Consider the following 19467-nt stretch of genomic DNA (forward strand, 5'->3'; position numbering starts at 1 on the left):
CATGCAGTTCGGTACCGGGCAGGAGGGCGCCGAGCGCGGCGGCATCTCCGGCTATTTCATCCGCTTTCCGATCGCGACCTCGCTCATCATGGCGGGGATCCTGTTCATCGGCATCGTGGCCTATCCGCTGCTCGGCGTGGCGCCGCTGCCGCAGGTCGACTTCCCGACGATCCAGGTCACCGCGCAGCTGCCCGGCGGCAGCCCGGAGACCATGGCGTCCTCGGTGGCCCAGCCGCTGGAGCGGCAATTCGCCCAGATCCCCGGCGTCAGCCAGATGACCTCGACGAGCGCCTTGGGCATCTCGTCGATCACGGTGCAGTTCGACCTCAACCGCAACATCGACGCGGCGGCGAACGACATCCAGGCGGCGATCAACGCCGCCGGCGGGCAACTTCCAAAAACCCTGCCGAGTCCGCCGACCTACCGCAAGGTGAACCCGGCCGATTCGCCGATCCTGCTGCTCTCGGTCACCTCCGACACCCTGCCGCTGATCGAGGTCGATGACGCCGCCGACGTGCAGCTGGCGCAGCGCATCAGCCAGGTCTCGGGCGTCGGCCAGGTGCTGATCGGCGGCCAGCAGAAGCCGGCGGTGCGGGTGCAGATCGACCCGGCGAAGCTCGTCGCCAAGGACCTGTCGCTGGAGGACGTGCGCACCCAGCTCTCGATCACCACGGTCAACAGCCCGAAGGGCAGCTTCGACGGGGCGACCCGCAGCTACACAGTCTACGCCAACGACCAGCTCACGCTCGCCAAGGACTGGAACGACGTCATCATCGCCTACCGCGCCGGCGCGCCGTTGCGGGTGCGCGACATCGGCCGGGCGGTGGCGGGACCCGAGGATGCCAAGCAGGCGGCTTGGGCCAACGGCCAGCGCGGCGTGTTCCTGGTCATCTTCAAGCAGCCGGGCGCCAACGTCATCGACACCGTCGACCGGATCAAGGCCGAGCTGCCGCGCATCACCGCCTCCCTGCCGGCGGGCGTCAGGGTTCAGACGCTGAGCGACCGCACCCAGACCATCCGCGCCTCGGTGGAGGACGTGCAGTTCACGCTGCTGATCACCATCGCGCTCGTGGTGGCGGTGATCTTCGTCTTCCTGCGCTCGCTCTGGGCGACCATCATCCCGAGCGTGACGGTGCCGCTGGCGCTGCTCGGCGCCTGCGCGCTGATGTGGATGGCCGGCTACACCCTCGACAACCTGTCGCTGATGGCGCTCACCATCGCGGTCGGCTTCGTGGTCGACGACGCGATCGTGGTACTGGAGAACATCGCCCGCTACGTCGAGGAGGGGATGAAGCCGATGCAGGCGGCGCTCAAGGGCGCCGGCGAGATCGGCTTCACCATCGTGTCGATCTCGGTCTCGCTGATCGCGGTGCTGATCCCGTTGCTCCTGATGGGCGGCATCATCGGCCGGCTGTTCCGCGAGTTCGCGGTCGTGCTGTCGATGACGATCGGCGTCTCGGCCTTCGTGTCGCTGTCCCTGACCCCGATGATGGCCTCGCGCTTCCTGAAAGAACACAAGGCCGAGCATCACGGCAGGCTCTACCGCTGGAGCGAGCGCGTCTTCGACGGGATGCTGCACGCCTACGAGGCCGCCCTCGACGTGGCGCTCCGCCACCACGTCGTCACCTTCCTGACCTTCCTCGGGACGGTGGCGCTCACCGGGTACCTGTTCGTCGTCATCCCGAAGGGCTTCTTCCCGCAGCAGGATACCGGCCTCATCGTCGGCATCACCGAGGGCGGGCAGGACATCTCGTTCTCGGCGATGGAGGACCGCCAGCGCGCGGTCGGCGCGGTGATCCAGGCCGATCCGGACGTGGCGAGCGTCGCGATGTCGATCGGCGGCAGCGGCCAGGCGCTCAATTCCGGCCGGATGTTCATCACCCTCAAGCCCCGGGACGAGCGCGAGGCCAACGCCTTCCAGATCATCGAGCGGCTGCGGCCGAAGCTCGGACGGCTCGAGGGCGTGAAGGTCTTCCTCCAGGCCTCGCAGGACGTACGCACCGGCGGGCGCGCCTCGCGCACCCAGTTCGAGTACACCCTGCAGGACCCGAATCTCGACGAGCTCAACACCTGGTCGCCGCGCCTGCTCGACAAGCTGAAGACCCTGCCGGAGCTGCGCGACGTCGCCACCGACCAGCAGACCGACGGCACGACGCTGACCCTGGCGATCAACCGCGACGCCGCCTCGCGCTACGGCATCACGCCGCAACTGATCGACGACACGCTCTACGACGCGATCGGCCAGCGCCAGGTGGCGCAGTACTTCACCCAGCTCAACAGCTACCACGTGGTGATGGAGATCCTGCCGGCCCTGCAGGGCAACCCGGAATCCTTGCGCAACATCTACGTGAAGTCGCCGACCACCGGCGGGCAGGTGCCGCTCGCCGCCTTCGCAACCTGGACCACCGAGCCGGTGCGCCCGCTCTCGATCAGCCACCAGGGCCAGTTCCCCTCGGTGACGATCAGCTTCAACCTCGCCCCCAACGTCGCCCTCGGGCAGGCGACGACGGCGATCGACAACGCCGCCAAGGAGATCGGCGTGCCGGCGACGCTTGCGACCGGCTTCCAGGGCACCGCGCAGGCGTTCCAGCAATCGCTCTCGACGGTGCCGCTGCTGATCCTCGCCGCCCTGGTGGTGGTCTACCTGATCCTCGGCATCCTCTACGAGAGCTACATCCACCCGCTCACCATCCTGTCGACCCTGCCCTCGGCCGGCGTCGGCGCGCTCGCGATGCTCCTGTGGTTCGGCTACGATTTCAGCCTGATCGCACTGATCGGCATCATCCTGCTGATCGGCATCGTGAAGAAGAACGGCATCATGCTGGTCGACTTCGCGATCGTGGCCGAGCGCCACGAGGGCATCGGCCCGGAGGAAGCGATCCGCAAGGCGGCGCTCCTGCGGTTCCGCCCGATCCTGATGACCACAATGGCGGCGCTCCTCGGCGGCATCCCGCTGATGTTCGGCACCGGCACCGGCTCGGAGATCCGCCAGCCGCTCGGATACGCCATGGTCGGCGGCCTCGCGGTGAGCCAGGTGCTGACGCTGTTCACCACGCCGGTGATCTACATCTACCTCGACAAGCCCTCGACCTTCCTGTCCGGGCGCTCGCACGGCCCGGAGGACACGGGCGAGACGCCGGAGGACGAGGCGCCGCCGCAGCTGCGCGAGGCGGCGGAGTAGGGGGCTCCCACGGCTTTTGTCATCACCGGGCGCAGGCCCGCCTGAGGGCGGCCCGGGCGAGGAGCCGGGTCGAGTCGAGGGTCCGAAGGGGCGAGTTGCGGTCGTCGAGAAGCAGCGGCAATTCGGTGCAGCCGAGGACCACGGCGTCGCAGCCCGCCTCTGCCATACGGGTGATGACGCCCTGGCAATAGGCCAGCGCCTTCGGTGTCACGATGCCGCGAACCAGTTCGTCCATGATGATGCGGCCGATCTCGATCTGCTCCGCCTCGCTCGGCCGATGATGTCCGAGCCCACACGCCCCCAGGGCTCGCGGATAGACCTCGCTCGCGACGAGCCAGTGCGTGCCAGTGATGCCGAGGCGCTGGTAGCCGCGCCGCTTCGCCTCCGTTGCCACGACCTCGGCGATGTCGAGCCAAGGCAGCGGCGAGCGTGGCAGCACCCAAGGCATTGCCTGATGAATGGTATTGTCCGGGCAGATCAGAAATGCTGCGCCGGCAGCAGCCAGCTTCTCGGCCGAAGACAGCATCAGCGCGCCGACCCCAGACCAATCGCCGACGTTCAGACACGCGACGTAGTTCGCCAGGGAATGGCCATGCAGCAGCACCTCGGGGTGCCCGTGCGGTCCAAGCTCGGCTTCTCCCTCGGCGCAGATCGTGCGGTAGCAGAGCGCCGCGCCCTCGGCCGAGCAACCCACGATGCCGATGGGATGCGACATGATCCCGCGAGGCATGCCTTCAACTCCGTGGTTTCGGACGCCCCGACTGAGTGACATCGACGGTCCGCGAACAGGGGTCATCGGCAGCTTAAGCTGTCAGGCTCAGACCGTCGCGATGAACTCCGACAGAACCGCGAAGGTGCGCGTGCCCGCTGCCGCGATGGTTGTCACGAACCATCTGCGCCACGTGGCTCGGCCTCGACGTCGACGAAGAGGGGGACGCCGTTGACGGCGAGGAACATGGAGGATCGATCCTCGATGCCGAATCTGGACGGCCCGGCTCCCCGAACCGCCTCCGGCTGAAGCGTCCGCCCTCAGGCCACCGCCGCCTGCTTCTGCAGGCTCAGCAGCATGTTGGCGATCTGGCGCACCTGCAACTCGCTGTCCTGCAGCTCCTTCTTGCGGGCGCCGCCATAGGCGAACTCGTCATGGTCGATGCCCGGGACCGTCAGGCCGGCTTCTTGGAAGTGACGCTCGAGGCGGGTGAGGAGCTGCTCCCAGACGCCGAGGCGCGACCAGCGGATGAAGGTCTGGGCCGCCATCCACCATGGGCCGTAATGCGCCGGAACGGCGCGCCAGTTGGTATCGTGCCAGTGACGCCAGAGTATCGCATCGACGGTTCGCTTGAGATCGTGAGGCTGCGTCTTGCCGCGGGGCCTGCAGCCTTCGAGCAAGGGCGCCAGCACCGCCCACTGCGCCTCCGTCAACATAAATCATCCCCTCGCCAGTGATTCCTCTGGGAATCAGATTACCAAGGGTAACGTGACAATTCAATCGGCCTGCACACCGTCGGTTGAGGTTTATGGACTCTCTGCAACATGGGAATGGGTGCGGATCGTTTGTGTTCGAACATGTTGTGATTTGCAAATATCGTATCGTTACTTCTAAGAATATCCGTTTCTATGTGTAACTACTTTTGGATCTCGAAAGTCTGGCCCGAAGCATAGCGCGGCCAGGCGAGGGAATCGAAAAAGATAATTGCAGCGCGAACTTGCCCCAGATGACGAGGAATAGCTCTCCGGATTCGGTCGCGGATGTAGGGATTATCTTTTAAGAGCCGGCGAACGATCGGTAGTTTCAGCAAGTGAGATGATGATATTTCGACCCACTTTCGCTGCGTCGCAGCAAACAGGGACGATTGCCTGGCCCACCAAGCTCTGCGGCAAGAGAGGGCACTCAACGTACTGTTCCGAACAATGCGCGAGTACCGCGGGGAGACGCGCCGTCACCGCGATGTTCATCGGCCAGAGCGCGGGGTGGGGCATGGGGGACGGACACTCCCGATCGGGGCCGAAAGGCTAGTTGTGGCCGAGCCACGCTCCCGCTCAGCGACGCCCACGACCTTGGGAAAGGGGCCGGGACAGGGTCCTTTCGGGCCTTCTGGCCCGTTATCCGGTGGCGTGAACCTCCCGCATCGCGTCCCCTCGCAGGCCCGACGCGATCCGCATGAGCGCGGTGAGACGACAGCCCGTCGGCCACGGACGGGCCGGAGATCGCGCGGTGCCCCGGAAACCCGCTTCGTCGCGATCAGAAGCCGAAATGGCTGAGCCCCGGATGGTCGTCCGGGCGGCGGCCCAAGGGCCAGAGGAAGCGGCGGTCCGCCTCCGCGATCGGCTGCTCGTTGATGCTGGAATGGCGGACGCGCATCAGCCCGTCCTCGGCGAATTCCCAGTTCTCGTTGCCGTAGGCTCTGAACCACTGGCCGCTGTCGTCGTGATACTCGTAGGCGTAGCGCACAGCGATGCGGTTGCCGGCGAAGGCCCAGAGCTCCTTGATGAGGCGGTAGTCGAGTTCCCGGTTCCACTTGCGGGTCAGGAAGGCCTCGACCTCCTGACGGCCGTTCAGGAACTCGACGCGGTTCCGCCAGCGCGTGTCGGTCGTGTAGGCCAGGGCGACCTTGGCGGGATCGCGGCTGTTCCAGCCGTCCTCGGCGAGACGGACCTTCACGATGGCGCTCTGTTCGTCGAAGGGCGGCAGCGGGGGGCGGGACATGGCGGGCTCCTCGAAGGCTTGCGGGAGTGGACGAGTGACCGAGCGAGGCGCGGGTCGGCGCCTCGCGTCGGTGGGCTCCCTCCGCCGACGCGAAGCCGGACGTCGCGGCCCGCTACTCCTTGTGCGCGAACAGGTAGGTGCCGCTCGCCAGCTCCCTATTCTTCTGGTCGCTCAGCTGCGTCACGTAGGGCTCCTGGAGGAGCGAGAGCGGGTCGGCGGTGAAGTCGGAGAGGCGGCGCGACAGGAAGCGCTTGCGCACGTCCGGCGGCAGGCCGGCGGCCCAGGACTGGATCATCCAGGTCAGGCTCCAGATCGGCAGGAGCGAGGCCGGGACGTACTGGTGGTCGACCGCGAGGTGGCCGGCGAACAGGTTGCGCAGGCCCTCGCCGGTCATGTTGTAGTAGTGGTGGGGATAGCCGTGCAGCGGCTGCAGGAACGGCACCGCGCAGACCAGGCGCCCACCGGGCTTGAGCACCCGGGCGATCTCGCGGGCGCAGGCGAAGGGATCGCGGACATGCTCGAGAACCGCGATCGAGATCACCCCGTCGAAACTGTCGTCCCGGAACGGCAGAACCTCACCGATGCCGAGCACGTCGGTCGTGTCGTAATCGGCGATCTCGAGGTTGACGACGTTGGCGTAGTAGCGGTCGCGGCGGCCGGCGCCGCAATCGAGGATGAGCCCGTCCGGATTGGACGCGATCAACTCCTGGACGTGTCCGTCATAGGCGTTCTGCGAGACGTTCGGGCTGTCCTCCGCGCCCGAGAGCGCGCGCAGTTCCTCGCTGAGGTAATCGTACTTCTCGCCGATCCGGCGGTGAGGCAGGTCGTCCCGCATCAGCGGCGCGAGCCGCGCGAGCTTCTCGGCCCGCATGGCCTCCAGGCCCTCGGGGAGACGGCTCTGGCGCCGGCCCTGGCGCAGGCCGTGCTTGTCGAAATGCGCCCGGCCGCTCGCCAGGCGCCCCTCGCGCACCGCGAGATGGAGATCCGGATTGGCCGCCAGGTAATCGGCCTCGCGGAAGGTCGCCGCCGTAGCCGGCTCGACCATGTCGAGATAGGACGTCACGGCCTGCCCTAGAGAGTGCGCAGAAAGCCGGCGAAGCGCATCAGCCCCTCGGGCCAGGGCCCGTGCCCGCTCTCGGCGTTGAGGTGCCCGGACTCGCCGGCATCGACCAGTTCCGCCCCCCAGGCGGCGGCGAACTCGGCCGCACGGTCGTAGGCGGTGTAGGGATCGGTCCGGCTCGTCACCAGGACCGACGGGAAGGGCAGGGGCTCCCGCGGGATCGGCGCGAAGGTGCGCAGGACCGCCGGCGTGTCCGGCCGCTCGATGTCGGGAAGCGCGACCAGGAAAGCGCCGGCGACGCTGCCCTTGGGCAGGTATGGCGCCGCCTGCACGCAGGAGATCACGCCGAGGCTGTGGGCGACCAGCACTGCCGGCCGGCTCGAGCCCTGCACCGCCGCGATCACCGCATCGCGCCAAGCCTCGGGCTCGGGCTGGTCCCAGCTCTGCTGGGTCACCCGGCGGGCAGTCGAGAGACGCTCCTGCCAGCGGCTCTGCCAGTGTTCGGGCCCGGAATTGGTATAGCCCGGGACGACGAGGATGTCGCAATCGGCCGATCTCATGCCGCACCGTTACAGGCAGGACGCGGAAGCGTCGAGACCATCTTGGTCCGCCGCAGCGTCGGGAGCATCTACTCCGCCGCGACCGCCGCGGGAGCGACGCCGAGGAGGCCGGGGCCGACATGGAGCGCCAGGCCGGTCGAGGCGAGGTTCTTCAGCTTGGCCTCGACCTCGATGTCGCACCAGGCCAAGTGGCGGGCCACGACGTCGTTGAGCGCCCGGTTCCACATCATGTCGGAATGGGCGGCGAGGTCGCGGCCGTTGAGGCCCGTCGCGGTGAGGCCTGCGAAGTCCGGCAGGGCGTCCGGGTCGTGACCGGGCAGCACGTCCTCGCGCGAAACGCTGACATGGCCGACCGGCCGCACGCCGCGCCAGGATTCGATCACCCTGGCGATCCGCGGATCGTCCGGCTCGATGTACTCGCCGCGGCTGTGGATCCAGTGGTGGTGCAGGTCGAGCACCACCGGCACCGCGTCGGCGAGGCGAAGGACCTCGTCGAGGCCGAAGGCCGATTCGTCGTTCTCGACCGTGACGAGGTCGCGGGCCACCTGGGAGACCTTCGCCAGGTTCACCCGAAACGCCTCGACCCCGGGGTCGCGGGCGCCGACATGGATGTTGACGTGGGCGCCGTGCGGGTGCCACCCGCCGCCATAGCCCATCATCGCCATCACCTCGGCGTGGTAGTCGAGCTCGGCGATGCCGTTCGCGAGCGCTGCCGGGTTGCGGCTCGCCAGGATGCAGAACGGGCCCGGATGCATGCTGAGCCGCACGCCGCCCGCCCGCGCCGCCTCGCCCACCGTGGCGAGCCCGGCCTCGATGGTGCGGCGAAAGTCAGGATCGGCGTAGAGGTCGCGCACCTCCGGATGGGTGTAGCCCGGGAGGATCGAGCTCGCGAGGCGGAGCAGCCGCTCAAGCGGCGGCCGTCCCGCCACCCAGGCGACCTGGCGCCCCATCGCGGCGAGGTTGTGCGTCACCACCGCGACCAGCTTCTCGCGGGCCGCCACCGGATCGAGGCGGCGCAGATGCGCGATCGTCACCGTGGTGACGTTCATCGTCATCGCGGCGTCCTTGGCGGCCTTCACCGTCTTGTGCCGGCCGGGCGGCTCATCCGGGATGAACTTGCAGCAGAAGCCGAGGCGGGGGCTGGAAGCGGGGGAGGGGGTGGAGGTCATGGCCGACAACGCGGCGTGCACCGTCACGGGTCCACGCGACTCCGACGGGACGTATGGGTGGCCCCCAAGTGGGTGGCCCCAAGAAAAAGGCCGGCCCCTCGGGGCCGGCCGGTCATGATCGGAGAAGCCCGATTCAGTGCGTCTGCCGTCCCGGCTCGCCGGTGCCGGACGTGCCCTGTCCGGGCTGGTTCTTGCGCAGCTCGTCCGACGCGGCGTTGGCGGCCGCGACGGCGGCGTCCTGGGCCTGGTCGAGGGCGCTCTCGACGAACTGACGGCCGCGCTCGGTCGCCTCGCGGGCGTAGCGCAGGCCCTGGTCGCGAACCTCGTCGGCGTAGGCGCCGACCGTCCGATCCTCCTGGCGCGTGCGCGGCAGGAGCGAGCCGAGCAGCATGCCGGCGGCAAGGCCGACGACGCCGACCAGCACCGGATTCTCCGTCACGAAGCGCTCGACGGCGCTCTGACCCTGCGCGAGGCGCTCGCTGCCGCGGTCGCGCAGGTCGGCATAGCGCTGGGAGCCGGTCTCGATCCGATCGCTAGCCCAGTCGCGGGCGCGGTCGAGGGCCTCGGAGCTGCGACCGCCGACGGCGCCGTACGCCTGGCTCGCCTGGGCGTGGGCGCGCTCGACCGCCTCGCTGGCGCCCTGCTTCAACCTGTCCGCAGTGGCATCGGCCTTGGCACGCAGCTGCTCGGCGGTCTGGCTGATGCGCTCGCCGATCACCGAGGCGGCCTCACTCGCCCGCTCGGAGGTCTGGGCGGTGGCGTCCTTCACCGTGTCGCCGGCATTGCGGGCCGCTCCCTCCGCAGCGCCGAGGTTCTGGCGGACCGTGTCGTGATCCTGGTGCAGGTTGCGCTCAGGCCCGGTGGCCGGGGTGTGGGCCGAGGGCGCGCCCGGATTGGCCGGGTTGATGGTGTGCTCTGCCATGGCTCGGATACTCCCTGGCAGGTCTTGCGACGGCGGTGCTGGTGCCGTTGCAGCCTGCGGCGAAACGAAGGTTCGAGAAAACGGGCGCCGGCTTCGGGCCGGCGCCGCACTACATCCGCATTCCGTCGGCGACGCGATCGGCGGCCGGGTGCGCGGTCGGCCGGTCGGGGTCATAGACCCGGGCCGCGCCGGTGTTGAGCACCGGCACCGCCTCGGCGCCGTTCATCGTGGCGTCGAGGTGCTGACGGCGCTGCGATTCCCGGGCGACGCGGTGGATCAGCCAGCCGATCCCGGCGACGATCAGCATGACCGGCACGGGGTTGCGCCGCACCGCCTCCAGCGCTCCGTCGTAGAGGCCGCTCGCCGGGGAGTGCCGCACCGTGCCGAGCATCTCGTCGACGATGCTCGCCGGGGAGAGCCGGCCCTGGATCTGATCGATGGTGCGATCGAGCCGCGCCCGCGTCTCCTCGATGTCGTGTTCGAGCTCGTTGATCGACTGGGTCATCCCGACACCCTCTCGGACAGGACCCTCGCATCCTGGCGCACCTGGCGCGTCGTGCGGGTCGGCGTCAGCGTGGACAGGGACATGGCGCTGCGGCCCCAAAGGGCCAGCCCGATGCCGATCACCAGGAACACCGCCCCGACGATCAGGGCGGCGAGAGCCTCCGAGTTCACCACCGTGGCGAGCCACTTCACCAGGGCGTCGGTGAGCACGAGCAGGGCCACGACGGCGAAGACCGCGGCGCCGACCATCATGCCGAGCCCGAGGAACAGAGACCTCAGGTTGTTCGACATCTCGGTGCGGAAGAGGGCGATCTCCTTGCGGGCGAGGTCGGTGGTCTCGCGCAGGGCATCGCCGAGGAGCCCCTGGATGCTCCCAGGGGATCCGTTGCCGCCGATCGGGCGGCCGGCATTGGGGTCGGCCATGGCGGATGCCTCCTTATCAGGCCGAGTAGCGCGGACCGGAGGGGCCGGTGCGGTACGGGTCGGGCCGGGCGGTCTCGGGCTCGCTATGGGCACCGGGAACGTCCCGGTAACCGGCCGACCCGCGCGTGCCGTACGGATCTGACGTCCGGCCGGCAGCCCCGCGCGAGCGGTCGGCACCGACCTCCGGTCCGCGCGCGAAGGCGTCGCGGCCGTCGAGCACGTGCGCGGGATGGGCCGAGGACTTGATGAAGCGGGCGGCGAGGAAACCGGTGAGGAAGGTCGCCACCGCGACGGCCGCCGGCCGGCGACGGGCCACCGACTCGATCTCGCTGTAGAAATCCTCGAAGCTGCGCTCGCGGATCGATCCGGAGAGCTGCTCCAGGCCGTCGGCGGCGCTGTCGAAGAACGCCTTCACGTTCGGCTGCTGATCGAGCTTGCCGCCGGAATCGCGCAGGGCCTGGGCGAGATCGGAGACCGACTGGGCGGCGTCGCCCTTGCGCCGATCGACGTAATCGTTGACCTGCTCGCGGGCCGACTCGACCAGGCTGAAGCCGCGCTCCATCGCGACGTCGCCGAGCTGGCGCACGTCGTGGCGCAGGTCGTTCCAATCCGCCGGGCGCTCGCCGGGGGCGTTCCGGTCCTCTGCCCGGTGCTGTCCGTTCTCGTAACCCGCGCTCATCAGGGCACTCCATCCTCTTTCAGCGCGGCGGGCAGGCCGGACCGGCCACCGCGCCGAACACATGCGACGATATTGCGGGTAACAGCAGCCAAGGCGCCCGGTTCCGGTCTCATCCAAGGAGGAATCGAGGCGGGATTCCTGTGGAGCGCCGGGCACAGCCCGTCCGGGTGCGATCGCCGCCGGATTCGCCGAAAGGGTTGACCAAATCGCGCGGATCGCGCTTGCTGCCCGTGCGTTTTCTCCGTCGGGGGCGGATGGACGCGGCGACGTTCCCGCCCCACAAGGTCCGTGCAGCCGGAGTCCATACCCGCCGTGTCACGCCTCATCATCGTGTCGAATCGCGTCGCCGTCCCGGATGCGGGTTCCAAGGCGGTCGCGGCCGGCGGGCTCGCCGTCGCCCTCAAGGAGGCCTTCACGGCCTATAAGGGGTTGTGGTTCGGCTGGAGCGGCAAGATCACCGACAACCCGTCCTCCGAGCCGGTCATCGCCGACCGGGGTCGGGTGCAATACGCGGTGATGGACCTCTCGCCCCAGGATCACCGCGAGTATTACAGCGGCTTCGCCAACCGGGCGCTCTGGCCGATCATGCATTACCGCCTCGGCCTGGCAGCGTTCTCCCGGGCCGATTACGCGGGCTACCAGCGGGTCAACCGCATCTTCGCGCAGGCGCTGGCCGGCCTGATCGAGCCCGGCGACCTGATCTGGGTCCACGACTATCACCTGATCCCGCTCGCCTCCGAGTTGCGGGGCCTCGGGGTCTCGAACCCGATCGGCTACTTCCACCACATCCCGTGGCCCTCGGGCGAGGTGTTCAACACCCTGCCGGCCTCGACCGAACTGCTGCGCGCGGTCTCCGACTACGACCTGATCGGCCTGCAGACCGACAGCGACGTGCACAACCTCTCGCGCAACCTCGTCGACGAGCTGCGGGCGATCCCGCTCGGCGGCGGTTCGCTGATGGTCGACGGGCGCCGCACCCGCATCCGCAGCTTCCCGATCGGCATCGACGTCGACGGCTTCCGCCAGGCCGCGGAGCGCGCCGGCATGAACCGCACCGTGCGCGACACGGTGGCGGGCCTGCGCACCCGTAAGCTGCTCATCGGCGTCGACCGGCTCGACTACTCGAAGGGCGTGCCGGAGCGGATGGAGGCGGTGGAGCGCTTCTTCGCCTCGAACCCCGACCAGCGCGGCAACGTCGTCTTCCTGCAGATCGCCCCGAAGTCGCGCACCGAGGTGCCGGAATACGAGCAGCTCAGCCGCGACGTGAACGAGGTCCTAGGCAACATCAATGGGTCGCTCGGCGAGCCGTCCTGGACGCCGATCCAGTACGTCACCAAGGCCTATCCTCGTGCCGTCCTGGCCGGCCTCTACCGGGCGGCCCGGGTCGGCGTCGTCACGCCGATGCGCGACGGCATGAACCTCGTCGCCAAGGAATACGTCGCCGCCCAGAGCGAGGATGATCCGGGCGTGCTGGTGCTGTCGAAATTCGCCGGCGCCGCCCGCCAGCTGCCGGAGGCGCTGCTGGTGAACCCCTACGACCGGTTCGAGGTGGCGGAGGCGATCCGCGCCGCCCTCTACATGCCCAAGGCCGAGCGCGTGGAGCGCTGGAAGCCGATGTTCGAGCGCATGGCACGCGAGGACGTGGATTGGTGGGCCAGGAGCTATCTCGGCGAGCTGGAAGGCTTCCGGACGGTCGAGCGCGAGCCGCCGGCGGCGGCGGAGGCGCGGTAGGGATCGGATCCGGCACGTCGGGGCCGCGCGTGAATCCTCTCCCCCTTGTGCGGGAGAGGGGAACCACGTTTCCGGATAGGACGGAACCGTTCTGACAGGCACCATACCCGGTACCGTCCTGCTGCCCCTCACGACCGGACGCAGTGCTGCGCTCGGCCCGATCTCACCCTCCCCGTAGCGGACGGAGATTCGGGCGCGGCCGATGTCATGCTGTTTTCGTGAACCGTGCGAGCGATTCAACTCGCCCCAGGTGTAGTCCGGCCCGCCTTCAGCCCCCCCATCAGGAACGCGATCATCGCGTCGAGGGCTGGTACGAAATCCTCCGGGCACTGCACCACCAGCACCGGATGGCAGAACCGCACGATCGCCGTGTGGACGCAGCGCGCCGCCACCGCCGGATCCTCGACCGCGAACTCGCCCCGCATCACGCCGTCGGCAATGACGCGCTCCAGCACGGCGGTGATCCGGTCGACGTGGTGGCGGCACACGTCCCAGCTCTCGGACATCGCCGCCTCGACCATCTCGTGCATGCGGGGATGGCCGGTGAAGCGGCCGACGGCGTCGCGGTGCAGGAAGACGATGACCTCGCGCAGGCGGACCTCGGCAGCGAGGTTGGGCCGGTCCGCGATGGCCGCGATGCGCGCCTCGACCTCGCCGATAAGGCGCGCCACCACGGCCTCGTTGATTGCCTTCTTCGAGTCGAAGAAGCGGTACACGTTGGCCGGGCTCATCCGCAACGTCTTGGCGATGTCGGCCACGGTAGTTTTCTGGTAGCCGATCTCACGAAAGAAGCGCTCCGCCGTCGCAAGGATGCGGCAACGGGTGTCGGGCGAGGTTTGCTCGACCGGTGGGGATGCGGACAGGGCAGGGATCATCCGCGAAGCCTATCGTGCCGATCACATGCTGGTCAAAAGGCACCGGCAACCTTCATGCCGGGTGTGGCATCTGCGTCACCCGGCGCGAGGGGGATCAGGAACCGAATTGCGAGCCCAGCCGCTCCAGATACTCGGCGAGATCGATGCCGCCGACCTTCTTCCCGTAATCGAAGCGCATGCCGGGCCGGATCGCCACGCTCTCGCGGGCCGTGGTCAGGGTGACCGGCTTGGTGCAGACCCAGGCCCCGTCGCGGTGATGCTCGAAGTAGTCCAGAATCTCGTGCCTGCCCATCTCCGGCCTCCCGATCAATGCTGCCGGACAACGTGACAATCGGGCGGAAGTTCGCGGGAAGTTGCACTCGCTGAGCGGACTTCGCCCAAGCTTGAGCATCCGCGGCCGCTTGCGCCGCTCCGCCGCCCGGGGGACACTCGGACGAGTTCGCAAGGAACCATCCCGATGCCGGTCGCCCGCCGCGAGGCCCTGTTCCTGATCGCCGGCGCCTTCGCCCTGCCGGCCCGGGCCGCGCCGCTGCAGAGCGGGGCGACGGCCTCCGCCTTCAGCTTCGCGAGGCCCGAGGGCGGCAGCCTGGCACTGGCCGAGCAGGCCGGCAAGCCGATCCTGGTGGTCAACACCGCCACCGCCTGCGGCTACGCCCCGCAATTCTCCGGATTGCAGCAGCTCTGGACCCGCTTCGGCCCCCGCGGGCTGACGGTCATCGCGGTGCCCTCGGCCGATTTCGGGCGCCAGGAGCCCCTCGACGGGATGGCGATCGCCGAGGCCGCGCGCAGGAACCACGGCGTTACTTTCCCGGTCGTGGCAAAGACCAGCGTGAGCGGCCCGCAGGCCCACCCGTTCTACCGCTGGGCCGCCACCGAGAAGCCGGCCGAGACCCCGCGCTGGAACTTCCACAAATACCTGGTCGGCCGCGACGGCCACGTCGCCGCCGCCTTCGCCACACCGGTCGAGCCGACCGACCCGCGGGTGATCGCCGCCATCGTCAAGGAACTGGATGCGGCGGGCTGAGGCCCGCCGCGACGCCGGTCAGGCCACCGCCTTCTGCGCACCAGTCTGCACGTGGAAGTCCGGTCCGTTGCCGGTCTTCGCCACGTAGCCGGCCCGGATCACGAAATCGCCGAAGCGCTCGCCGGCCTTGCGGTCCTTGGCATAGGCCGCGAAGAGCGGGTCGAGCTTCGGGCGGATGTCGGCGGCGGTCACGTCCTCGGCGTAGAGCTTGCTCAGCCGCGAGCCGTCGAAGGCGGCACCGAGATAGAGGTTGTAGCGCTCGGGGCCGCGGCCGACGAGGCCGATCTCGGCGATGAACGGCCGGGCGCACCCATTGGGGCAGCCGGTCATCCGGATGGTGATCTCGTCCTCAGACAGGCCGTGGGAGGCGAGGCTCTCCTCGAGCTCGTCGATCAGGCTCGGCAGGTAGCGCTCACTCTCGGCGAGAGCCAGACCGCAGGTCGGCAGCGCCACGCAGGCGAGGCTGTTGCGGCGCAGAGCGCCCGCGCCGGCGGTGAGGCCATATTCCTGCACCAGGGCGTCGATCTCGGCCTTCCGGTCGGCCGGGACGTTGGCAATGATGACGTTCTGGTTGCCGGTGAGACGGAAATCGCCCTGGTGCACCTCGGCGATGCGGCGCAGCCCCGAGAGAATCTGCGGCCCGCCCTCGATGTCCTTGATCCGGCCCGAGGCGACGTAGAGCGTCAGGTGGTGCTTGCCGTCGTCGCCCTCGACCCAGCCGTAGCGGTCGCCGTTGCCCGTGAAGGTGAAGGGCTTGGGATCCTGGAAGGCGCGGCCGACCCGCTTCTCGACCTCGGCCCGGAAGGCCTTCAGGCCGTAGCGCTCAATCGTGTACTTCAGGCGAGCGTTCTTGCGGACGTTGCGGTTGCCCCAGTCGCGCTGGACGGTCATCACCGCCTCGGCCACCTTGAGGGCGTAGTCCGGCTCGCAGAACAGCATCACGTCCGCGGTGCGCGGGAAGGTGTCGGTCTCGCCGTGGGTCATGCCCATGCCGCCGCCGACGGTGACGTTCCAGCCCGTCACCTTGCCCTTCTTGTCGAGGATCGCGATGAAGCCGAGATCGTGGGCATAGACGTCGACCTCGTTGGAGGGCGGCACCGCCACGATGGTCTTGAACTTCCGCGGCAGGTAGGTCTTGCCGTAGACCGGCTCGACCTCGCCCGCATCCTCGCCACCGACCACGCGCTCGCCGTCGAGCCAGATCTCGCGCCAGGCATTGGTCTTCGGCAGCAGGCTGTCGGAGATGTCCTTGGCGAGCTTGTAGGCCGCCTCGTGCGCGCCCTTCTGGGCCGGGTTCGTCGCCGCCATCACGTTGCGGTTCACGTCGCCGCAGGCCGCAATCGTGTCGAGCAGGGCCGAATCGATCGCCGCCATCGTGCGCTTGAGGTTCGACTTGATGACGCCGTGATACTGGAAGGTCTGGCGCGTCGTCGCGCGCAGCGTCCCGTTGGCGTAGGTGCGGGCGATCTCGTCCAGGATCAGCCACTGCTTCGGCGTCACGACGCCGCCAGCGATGCGCAGGCGGATCATGAACGAGTACGCCTTGTCGAGCTTCTTCTTGGTCCGCTCCGCCCGCAGGTCGCGGTCGTCCTGCAGGTACATCCCGTGGAACTTCACGAGCTGCCCGTCATCGTCGGAGATCGCGCCGGTGGCGTTCTTCAGCAGGCCCTCGGCGAGGGTGCCGCGCAGGTAGCCGCTGGCGATCTTGATGTGCTCGTTGGCCGAGAGCTTGGCGGCTCGCGCCGCCTCCGCCTCGGTGATCGGGCGCTCGGTCGGCGGCGTCTCGTAGACGCGCTCGGCGGTGGAAAGGTCGGCGGTCTTGTGGTCGGCCATGGGTGCTGTCCGTTCGGGCGCCGGGTCCGGCGCATCATCTACCCGCATCTCCGACGCCTGACAGCACCGAACGAGACGCGGGAACCCCTCTCCCGGATGGGAGAGGGGCAGGGGTGAGGGTGTGACGCCTCAGAATGAAGCACGAACCTGGGAGCTGGGGTGCTCGATGCCCGGAGTCTAATCCGGAACCGTCGCCACCCTCACGCGGGATCTTCGATCCCCCGGCCCCTCTCCCACACGGGAGAGGGGAGGCAGTGCTAGTAAACGTCCTGCTGGTAGCGGTGGCCCCGCTCCAGGCCGGCCACCGCCGCTTCCGCGGCCGCGGCGTCCAGACCCTTCACGTCGGCGAAGGCCTTCACGAGAGCCGCGCGCACGTCCTTGGCCATCGCCTTGGCGTCGCCGCAGACGTAGAAGTGGGCGCCGCCATCGAGCCAGGCCACCAGCTCGCGCCGCTGCTCCCAGATCCGGTCTTGGACGTAGATCTTCTCGGGCTGGTCGCGGGAGAAGGCGACGTCGATGCGCGCCAGCGACCCGTCCTCCAGGGCCTCCTGCCACTCGAGCTGGTAGAGGAAGTCGTGGGTGAAGTGACGGTCGCCGAAGAACAGCCAGTTGCGGCCCGGCGCCTCGGTGGCGCGGCGCTCCTGCACGAAGGCGCGGAACGGCGCCACGCCGGTGCCGGGGCCGACCATGATCACATCCGTGGCCGGGTCCTTCGGCAGGCGGAAATGCTTGTTCGGCTTCACCCGCACCTTGAGCTTGGCGCCGGTGCGGATCCGGTCCGCCACGTGGACCGAGGCGACGCCGGTACGCGCGCGGTCATGGGTGGTATAGCGCACCGCCGCGATGGTGAGGTGAGCTTCGTCGCCGACCTCGGCCCGCGAGGAGGCGATCGAGTAGGCCCGCGGCGGCAGCGGCCGGGTGATGTCGGAAAGGTGCTGCGCCGTCAGCTTCGCCGGGTAGGTCTCGATCAGGTCGATCAGGTGCCGGCCCTCGATCCAGGCCCGGACCTCGCCGTTGTCGATCAGGCGCCGGGCCTCCTCGTGCCCTGTGGCCTTGACGAAGCGCTCGACCGTCGCCGCCGAGAGGGTGGTGATGTCACGCTCGGCGAGGAGCGCCTGACGCAGGGCCGCGTCGCCCTCCAGGCCGGCAGCCCGGAGGATCTGGTCGACCAGTGCCGGATCGTTCTCGGGGTAGAGTTCGAGGGAATCGCCGGGCTCGTAAGCAGGGGCGGCCTCCTCGAAGGCGAGCGCGAGGTGGATCGTCTCCTTGTCGGAGCGCGACGAGTTCAGGTTGACGTGCTCGATCACCTCGACGGTGACCGGCTCGCGGCTGACTTCGACGTCCTCGTCGGCGCTGCCCGCGCGGGCGAAATCGACCGCCACGACGTTGCCGGCGGGCTCGGCCGGGGCCAGCGCCTTGAGGGCGTCCTTGATCCAGGCGGCGGCCGGCTTGTCGAAGTCGAGGTCGCAGTCGACCCGCGGCAGCACGCGCTTGGCGCCCAGCTCCTCGAGCCGGGCGTCGAGGCGCTTCCCGATGGCGCAGAACTCGGCGTAGGACGTGTCGCCGAGCGCCAGCACGCCGAACTCGACCCCGTCGAGGCGCGGCGCACCCTCGCCCATGATCTCGCCATAGGCGCGCACGGCCCGGGCTGGCGGCTCGCCCTCGCCCCAGGTGGCCGCGATGACGACCAGGCGCTTCTCCCTGCCCAGAGCCGGCACGTCGAGGTCGGCGAAATCGACGACCTTCGGCTTGAAGCCGTTCTTGCGAGCGAGCTTGCCGACGTCGCCGGCGAGCTTCTCGGAGTTGCCCGATTCGCTGGCGAACACGATCGTCAGCGGCTCGGCGGCGCGCGGCGGTGCGGCCGGGGCGGGCGCCTCGGCGGGCACCGCACCGGAGGCGGCGTCGAGGCCGGCGAGGAAGCCGGCCAGCCACGCGCGTTGCAGGGCAGTGGTGGAGCCGAGGGCGGCGTCGAGATGGGCCCGCTCGGCGTCGCCGAAGGGAGCCGTGCGGGGAAGAAGCGCGGGGCGAGACATGCCCGCACAGATGTGCCCGCGCCGCGCCGGAGTCAACCGAAATGTTCTTTTTGAAGAACGCGACCTAGGGAGATCATTGTTATCGCCGACGCCGTCCGGAGGAGAATATTATTTTCCATTCGCCGCGACGGGCTGGATGAACGGCGCCGTCGGGAGCGGCAACGCAGTGGTGCTCTTCACCTTCTCCATGGCGAACCGCGACGTGACGTTCTTCAGCGGCAGCACCGCGATCAGCCGCTTGTAGAAGGCGTCGTAGGCCTGCATGTCGGCCACAACGACGCGGAGCATGTAGTCCACGTCGCCGGCCATGCGGTAGAATTCCAGCACCTCCGGCATGCCCGAGACGGTGGCGGCGAAGCGCTCGAGCCACTCCCTGGAATGGTCGCTGGTCTCGATCGAGACGAAGACCGTTAACCCTAGACCCAGCTTGACCGGATCGAGCACCGCCACCCGGCGGTCGATCACCCCGTCGGCCTCGAGGCGCTGGATGCGCTTCCAGCAGGGAGTCTGCGACAGGCCGACGCGTTCGCCGATCTGGGCGATCGACAGGGTGGCGTCGTTCTGGAGCAGGGCGAGGATCTTCAAATCGATGGCATCCACTGCGCGGCTCCGATTCTGGAGAAGATTCTTTCAAGGATGACCCTAGGGCATGGAACGGACTTTCTACCAGGCCGTTTGCCGGATCCCGCCTGTCCCGAGATCCAAGTCCGAGGGGAACGAAAAACACCGGGATCGCATCCCAGCCATGCCTTGACAGTGTTCGGTA

Annotated in this window: 17 protein-coding genes and 1 pseudogene; 3 read left to right on the forward strand and 15 right to left on the reverse strand. The window is 68.8% G+C overall.

Annotated features, from left to right (window positions below):
* The first annotated feature begins 1 nt into the window (after position 1).
* Complete coding sequence (locus MFF64_RS15440) at positions 2-3181, forward strand: multidrug efflux RND transporter permease subunit (RefSeq protein WP_099908534.1); 3180 nt, start codon at positions 2-4, stop codon at positions 3179-3181.
* A gap of 22 nt (positions 3182-3203) precedes the next feature.
* Here MFF64_RS15440 and MFF64_RS15445 read toward each other — a convergent pair whose 3' ends face one another.
* From MFF64_RS15445 to MFF64_RS15490, 10 genes and pseudogenes are all read right to left on the reverse strand, one after another.
* Entirely contained in the window at positions 3204-3911 is a 708-nt protein-coding gene (locus tag MFF64_RS15445; protein WP_238191421.1) for an aspartate/glutamate racemase family protein, read from the reverse strand.
* A gap of 299 nt (positions 3912-4210) precedes the next feature.
* The gene (locus MFF64_RS38600; RefSeq protein WP_165795891.1) at positions 4211-4603 is read right to left on the reverse strand and encodes a transposase; all 393 of its coding nucleotides are present in this window, start codon (positions 4601-4603) and stop codon (positions 4211-4213) included.
* Between the two features lie 820 nt (positions 4604-5423).
* A complete protein-coding gene (locus MFF64_RS15455) occupies positions 5424-5888 on the reverse strand; it encodes a nuclear transport factor 2 family protein (protein WP_099908540.1) in 465 nt (154 codons plus the stop codon).
* A 112-nt stretch (positions 5889-6000) separates the two neighbouring features.
* A complete protein-coding gene (locus tag MFF64_RS15460; protein ID WP_133123736.1) occupies positions 6001-6951 on the reverse strand; it encodes a class I SAM-dependent methyltransferase in 951 nt (316 codons plus the stop codon).
* 8 nt (positions 6952-6959) lie between these two features.
* Entirely contained in the window at positions 6960-7508 is a 549-nt protein-coding gene (locus MFF64_RS15465; protein WP_099908544.1) for an RBBP9/YdeN family alpha/beta hydrolase, read from the reverse strand.
* A 68-nt stretch (positions 7509-7576) separates the two neighbouring features.
* The gene (locus tag MFF64_RS15470; RefSeq protein ID WP_099908552.1) at positions 7577-8677 is read right to left on the reverse strand and encodes an apurinic/apyrimidinic endonuclease family protein; all 1101 of its coding nucleotides are present in this window, start codon (positions 8675-8677) and stop codon (positions 7577-7579) included.
* A 133-nt stretch (positions 8678-8810) separates the two neighbouring features.
* On the reverse strand, positions 8811-9599 hold the full coding sequence (locus MFF64_RS15475; protein WP_099908546.1) for a F0F1 ATP synthase subunit B family protein: 789 nt from the start codon (positions 9597-9599) through the stop codon (positions 8811-8813).
* A gap of 109 nt (positions 9600-9708) precedes the next feature.
* Complete coding sequence (locus MFF64_RS15480) at positions 9709-10104, reverse strand: DUF3618 domain-containing protein (RefSeq protein ID WP_099908548.1); 396 nt, start codon at positions 10102-10104, stop codon at positions 9709-9711.
* A complete protein-coding gene (locus MFF64_RS15485) occupies positions 10101-10526 on the reverse strand; it encodes a phage holin family protein (protein WP_099908550.1) in 426 nt (141 codons plus the stop codon). Before MFF64_RS15485 ends, MFF64_RS15480 begins: the two co-directional genes overlap by 4 nt.
* A gap of 196 nt (positions 10527-10722) precedes the next feature.
* A pseudogene (locus tag MFF64_RS15490) lies at positions 10723-11205 on the reverse strand (hypothetical protein); the annotation flags it as partial.
* Between the two features lie 312 nt (positions 11206-11517).
* On the opposite strand from MFF64_RS15490, the gene MFF64_RS15495 reads away from it, so the two are divergent.
* Positions 11518-12936 carry an alpha,alpha-trehalose-phosphate synthase (UDP-forming) gene (locus MFF64_RS15495; RefSeq protein ID WP_238191423.1) on the forward strand — a complete coding sequence of 473 codons (1419 nt, stop codon included), beginning with the start codon at positions 11518-11520 and terminating at the stop codon, positions 12934-12936.
* Between the two features lie 236 nt (positions 12937-13172).
* On the opposite strand, the gene MFF64_RS15500 is transcribed toward MFF64_RS15495, so the two are convergent.
* The gene (locus MFF64_RS15500) at positions 13173-13811 is read right to left on the reverse strand and encodes a TetR/AcrR family transcriptional regulator (protein WP_099906446.1); all 639 of its coding nucleotides are present in this window, start codon (positions 13809-13811) and stop codon (positions 13173-13175) included.
* Between the two features lie 94 nt (positions 13812-13905).
* On the reverse strand, positions 13906-14103 hold the full coding sequence (locus MFF64_RS15505; RefSeq protein WP_099906444.1) for a hypothetical protein: 198 nt from the start codon (positions 14101-14103) through the stop codon (positions 13906-13908).
* A 165-nt stretch (positions 14104-14268) separates the two neighbouring features.
* Between MFF64_RS15505 and MFF64_RS15510 the strand changes: the two genes are divergently transcribed.
* Positions 14269-14835, forward strand: a complete 567-nt coding sequence (locus MFF64_RS15510) for a glutathione peroxidase (protein ID WP_099906442.1) — start codon at positions 14269-14271, stop codon at positions 14833-14835.
* Between the two features lie 18 nt (positions 14836-14853).
* Here MFF64_RS15510 and MFF64_RS15515 read toward each other — a convergent pair whose 3' ends face one another.
* The 3 genes from MFF64_RS15515 to MFF64_RS15525 all read right to left on the reverse strand — a co-directional run bounded on the left by MFF64_RS15515 (position 14854) and on the right by MFF64_RS15525 (position 19301).
* Positions 14854-16668 (reverse strand): NADPH-dependent assimilatory sulfite reductase hemoprotein subunit, encoded by a 1815-nt coding sequence (locus tag MFF64_RS15515; RefSeq protein ID WP_099906440.1) that lies wholly within the window; start codon positions 16666-16668, stop codon positions 14854-14856.
* Positions 16669-16925: 257 nt separating this feature from the next.
* The gene (locus tag MFF64_RS15520; protein ID WP_099906438.1) at positions 16926-18701 is read right to left on the reverse strand and encodes a diflavin oxidoreductase; all 1776 of its coding nucleotides are present in this window, start codon (positions 18699-18701) and stop codon (positions 16926-16928) included.
* A 108-nt stretch (positions 18702-18809) separates the two neighbouring features.
* Entirely contained in the window at positions 18810-19301 is a 492-nt protein-coding gene (locus MFF64_RS15525; protein WP_238191426.1) for an Lrp/AsnC family transcriptional regulator, read from the reverse strand.
* Positions 19302-19467 lie beyond the last annotated feature (166 nt).

The organism is Methylobacterium frigidaeris, assembly GCF_022179185.1.
Lineage (GTDB): Bacteria > Pseudomonadota > Alphaproteobacteria > Rhizobiales > Beijerinckiaceae > Methylobacterium > Methylobacterium frigidaeris.

Excerpts from the sequence above, each read along its gene's own strand:
- MFF64_RS15440 (WP_099908534.1), top strand. The coding sequence starts at position 2 with ATGCAGTTCGGTACCGGGCAGGAGGGCGCCGAGCGCGGCGGCATCTCC.
- MFF64_RS15445 (WP_238191421.1), bottom strand. The coding sequence starts at position 3,911 with ATGCCTCGCGGGATCATGTCGCATCCCATCGGCATCGTGGGTTGCTCG.
- MFF64_RS15455 (WP_099908540.1), bottom strand. The coding sequence starts at position 5,888 with ATGTCCCGCCCCCCGCTGCCGCCCTTCGACGAACAGAGCGCCATCGTG.
- MFF64_RS15465 (WP_099908544.1), bottom strand. The coding sequence starts at position 7,508 with ATGAGATCGGCCGATTGCGACATCCTCGTCGTCCCGGGCTATACCAAT.
- MFF64_RS15470 (WP_099908552.1), bottom strand. The coding sequence starts at position 8,677 with ATGACCTCCACCCCCTCCCCCGCTTCCAGCCCCCGCCTCGGCTTCTGC.
- MFF64_RS15475 (WP_099908546.1), bottom strand. The coding sequence starts at position 9,599 with ATGGCAGAGCACACCATCAACCCGGCCAATCCGGGCGCGCCCTCGGCC.
- MFF64_RS15480 (WP_099908548.1), bottom strand. The coding sequence starts at position 10,104 with ATGACCCAGTCGATCAACGAGCTCGAACACGACATCGAGGAGACGCGG.
- MFF64_RS15485 (WP_099908550.1), bottom strand. The coding sequence starts at position 10,526 with ATGGCCGACCCCAATGCCGGCCGCCCGATCGGCGGCAACGGATCCCCT.
- MFF64_RS15500 (WP_099906446.1), bottom strand. The coding sequence starts at position 13,811 with ATGATCCCTGCCCTGTCCGCATCCCCACCGGTCGAGCAAACCTCGCCC.
- MFF64_RS15505 (WP_099906444.1), bottom strand. The coding sequence starts at position 14,103 with ATGGGCAGGCACGAGATTCTGGACTACTTCGAGCATCACCGCGACGGG.
- MFF64_RS15510 (WP_099906442.1), top strand. The coding sequence starts at position 14,269 with ATGCCGGTCGCCCGCCGCGAGGCCCTGTTCCTGATCGCCGGCGCCTTC.
- MFF64_RS15515 (WP_099906440.1), bottom strand. The coding sequence starts at position 16,668 with ATGGCCGACCACAAGACCGCCGACCTTTCCACCGCCGAGCGCGTCTAC.
- MFF64_RS15520 (WP_099906438.1), bottom strand. The coding sequence starts at position 18,701 with ATGTCTCGCCCCGCGCTTCTTCCCCGCACGGCTCCCTTCGGCGACGCC.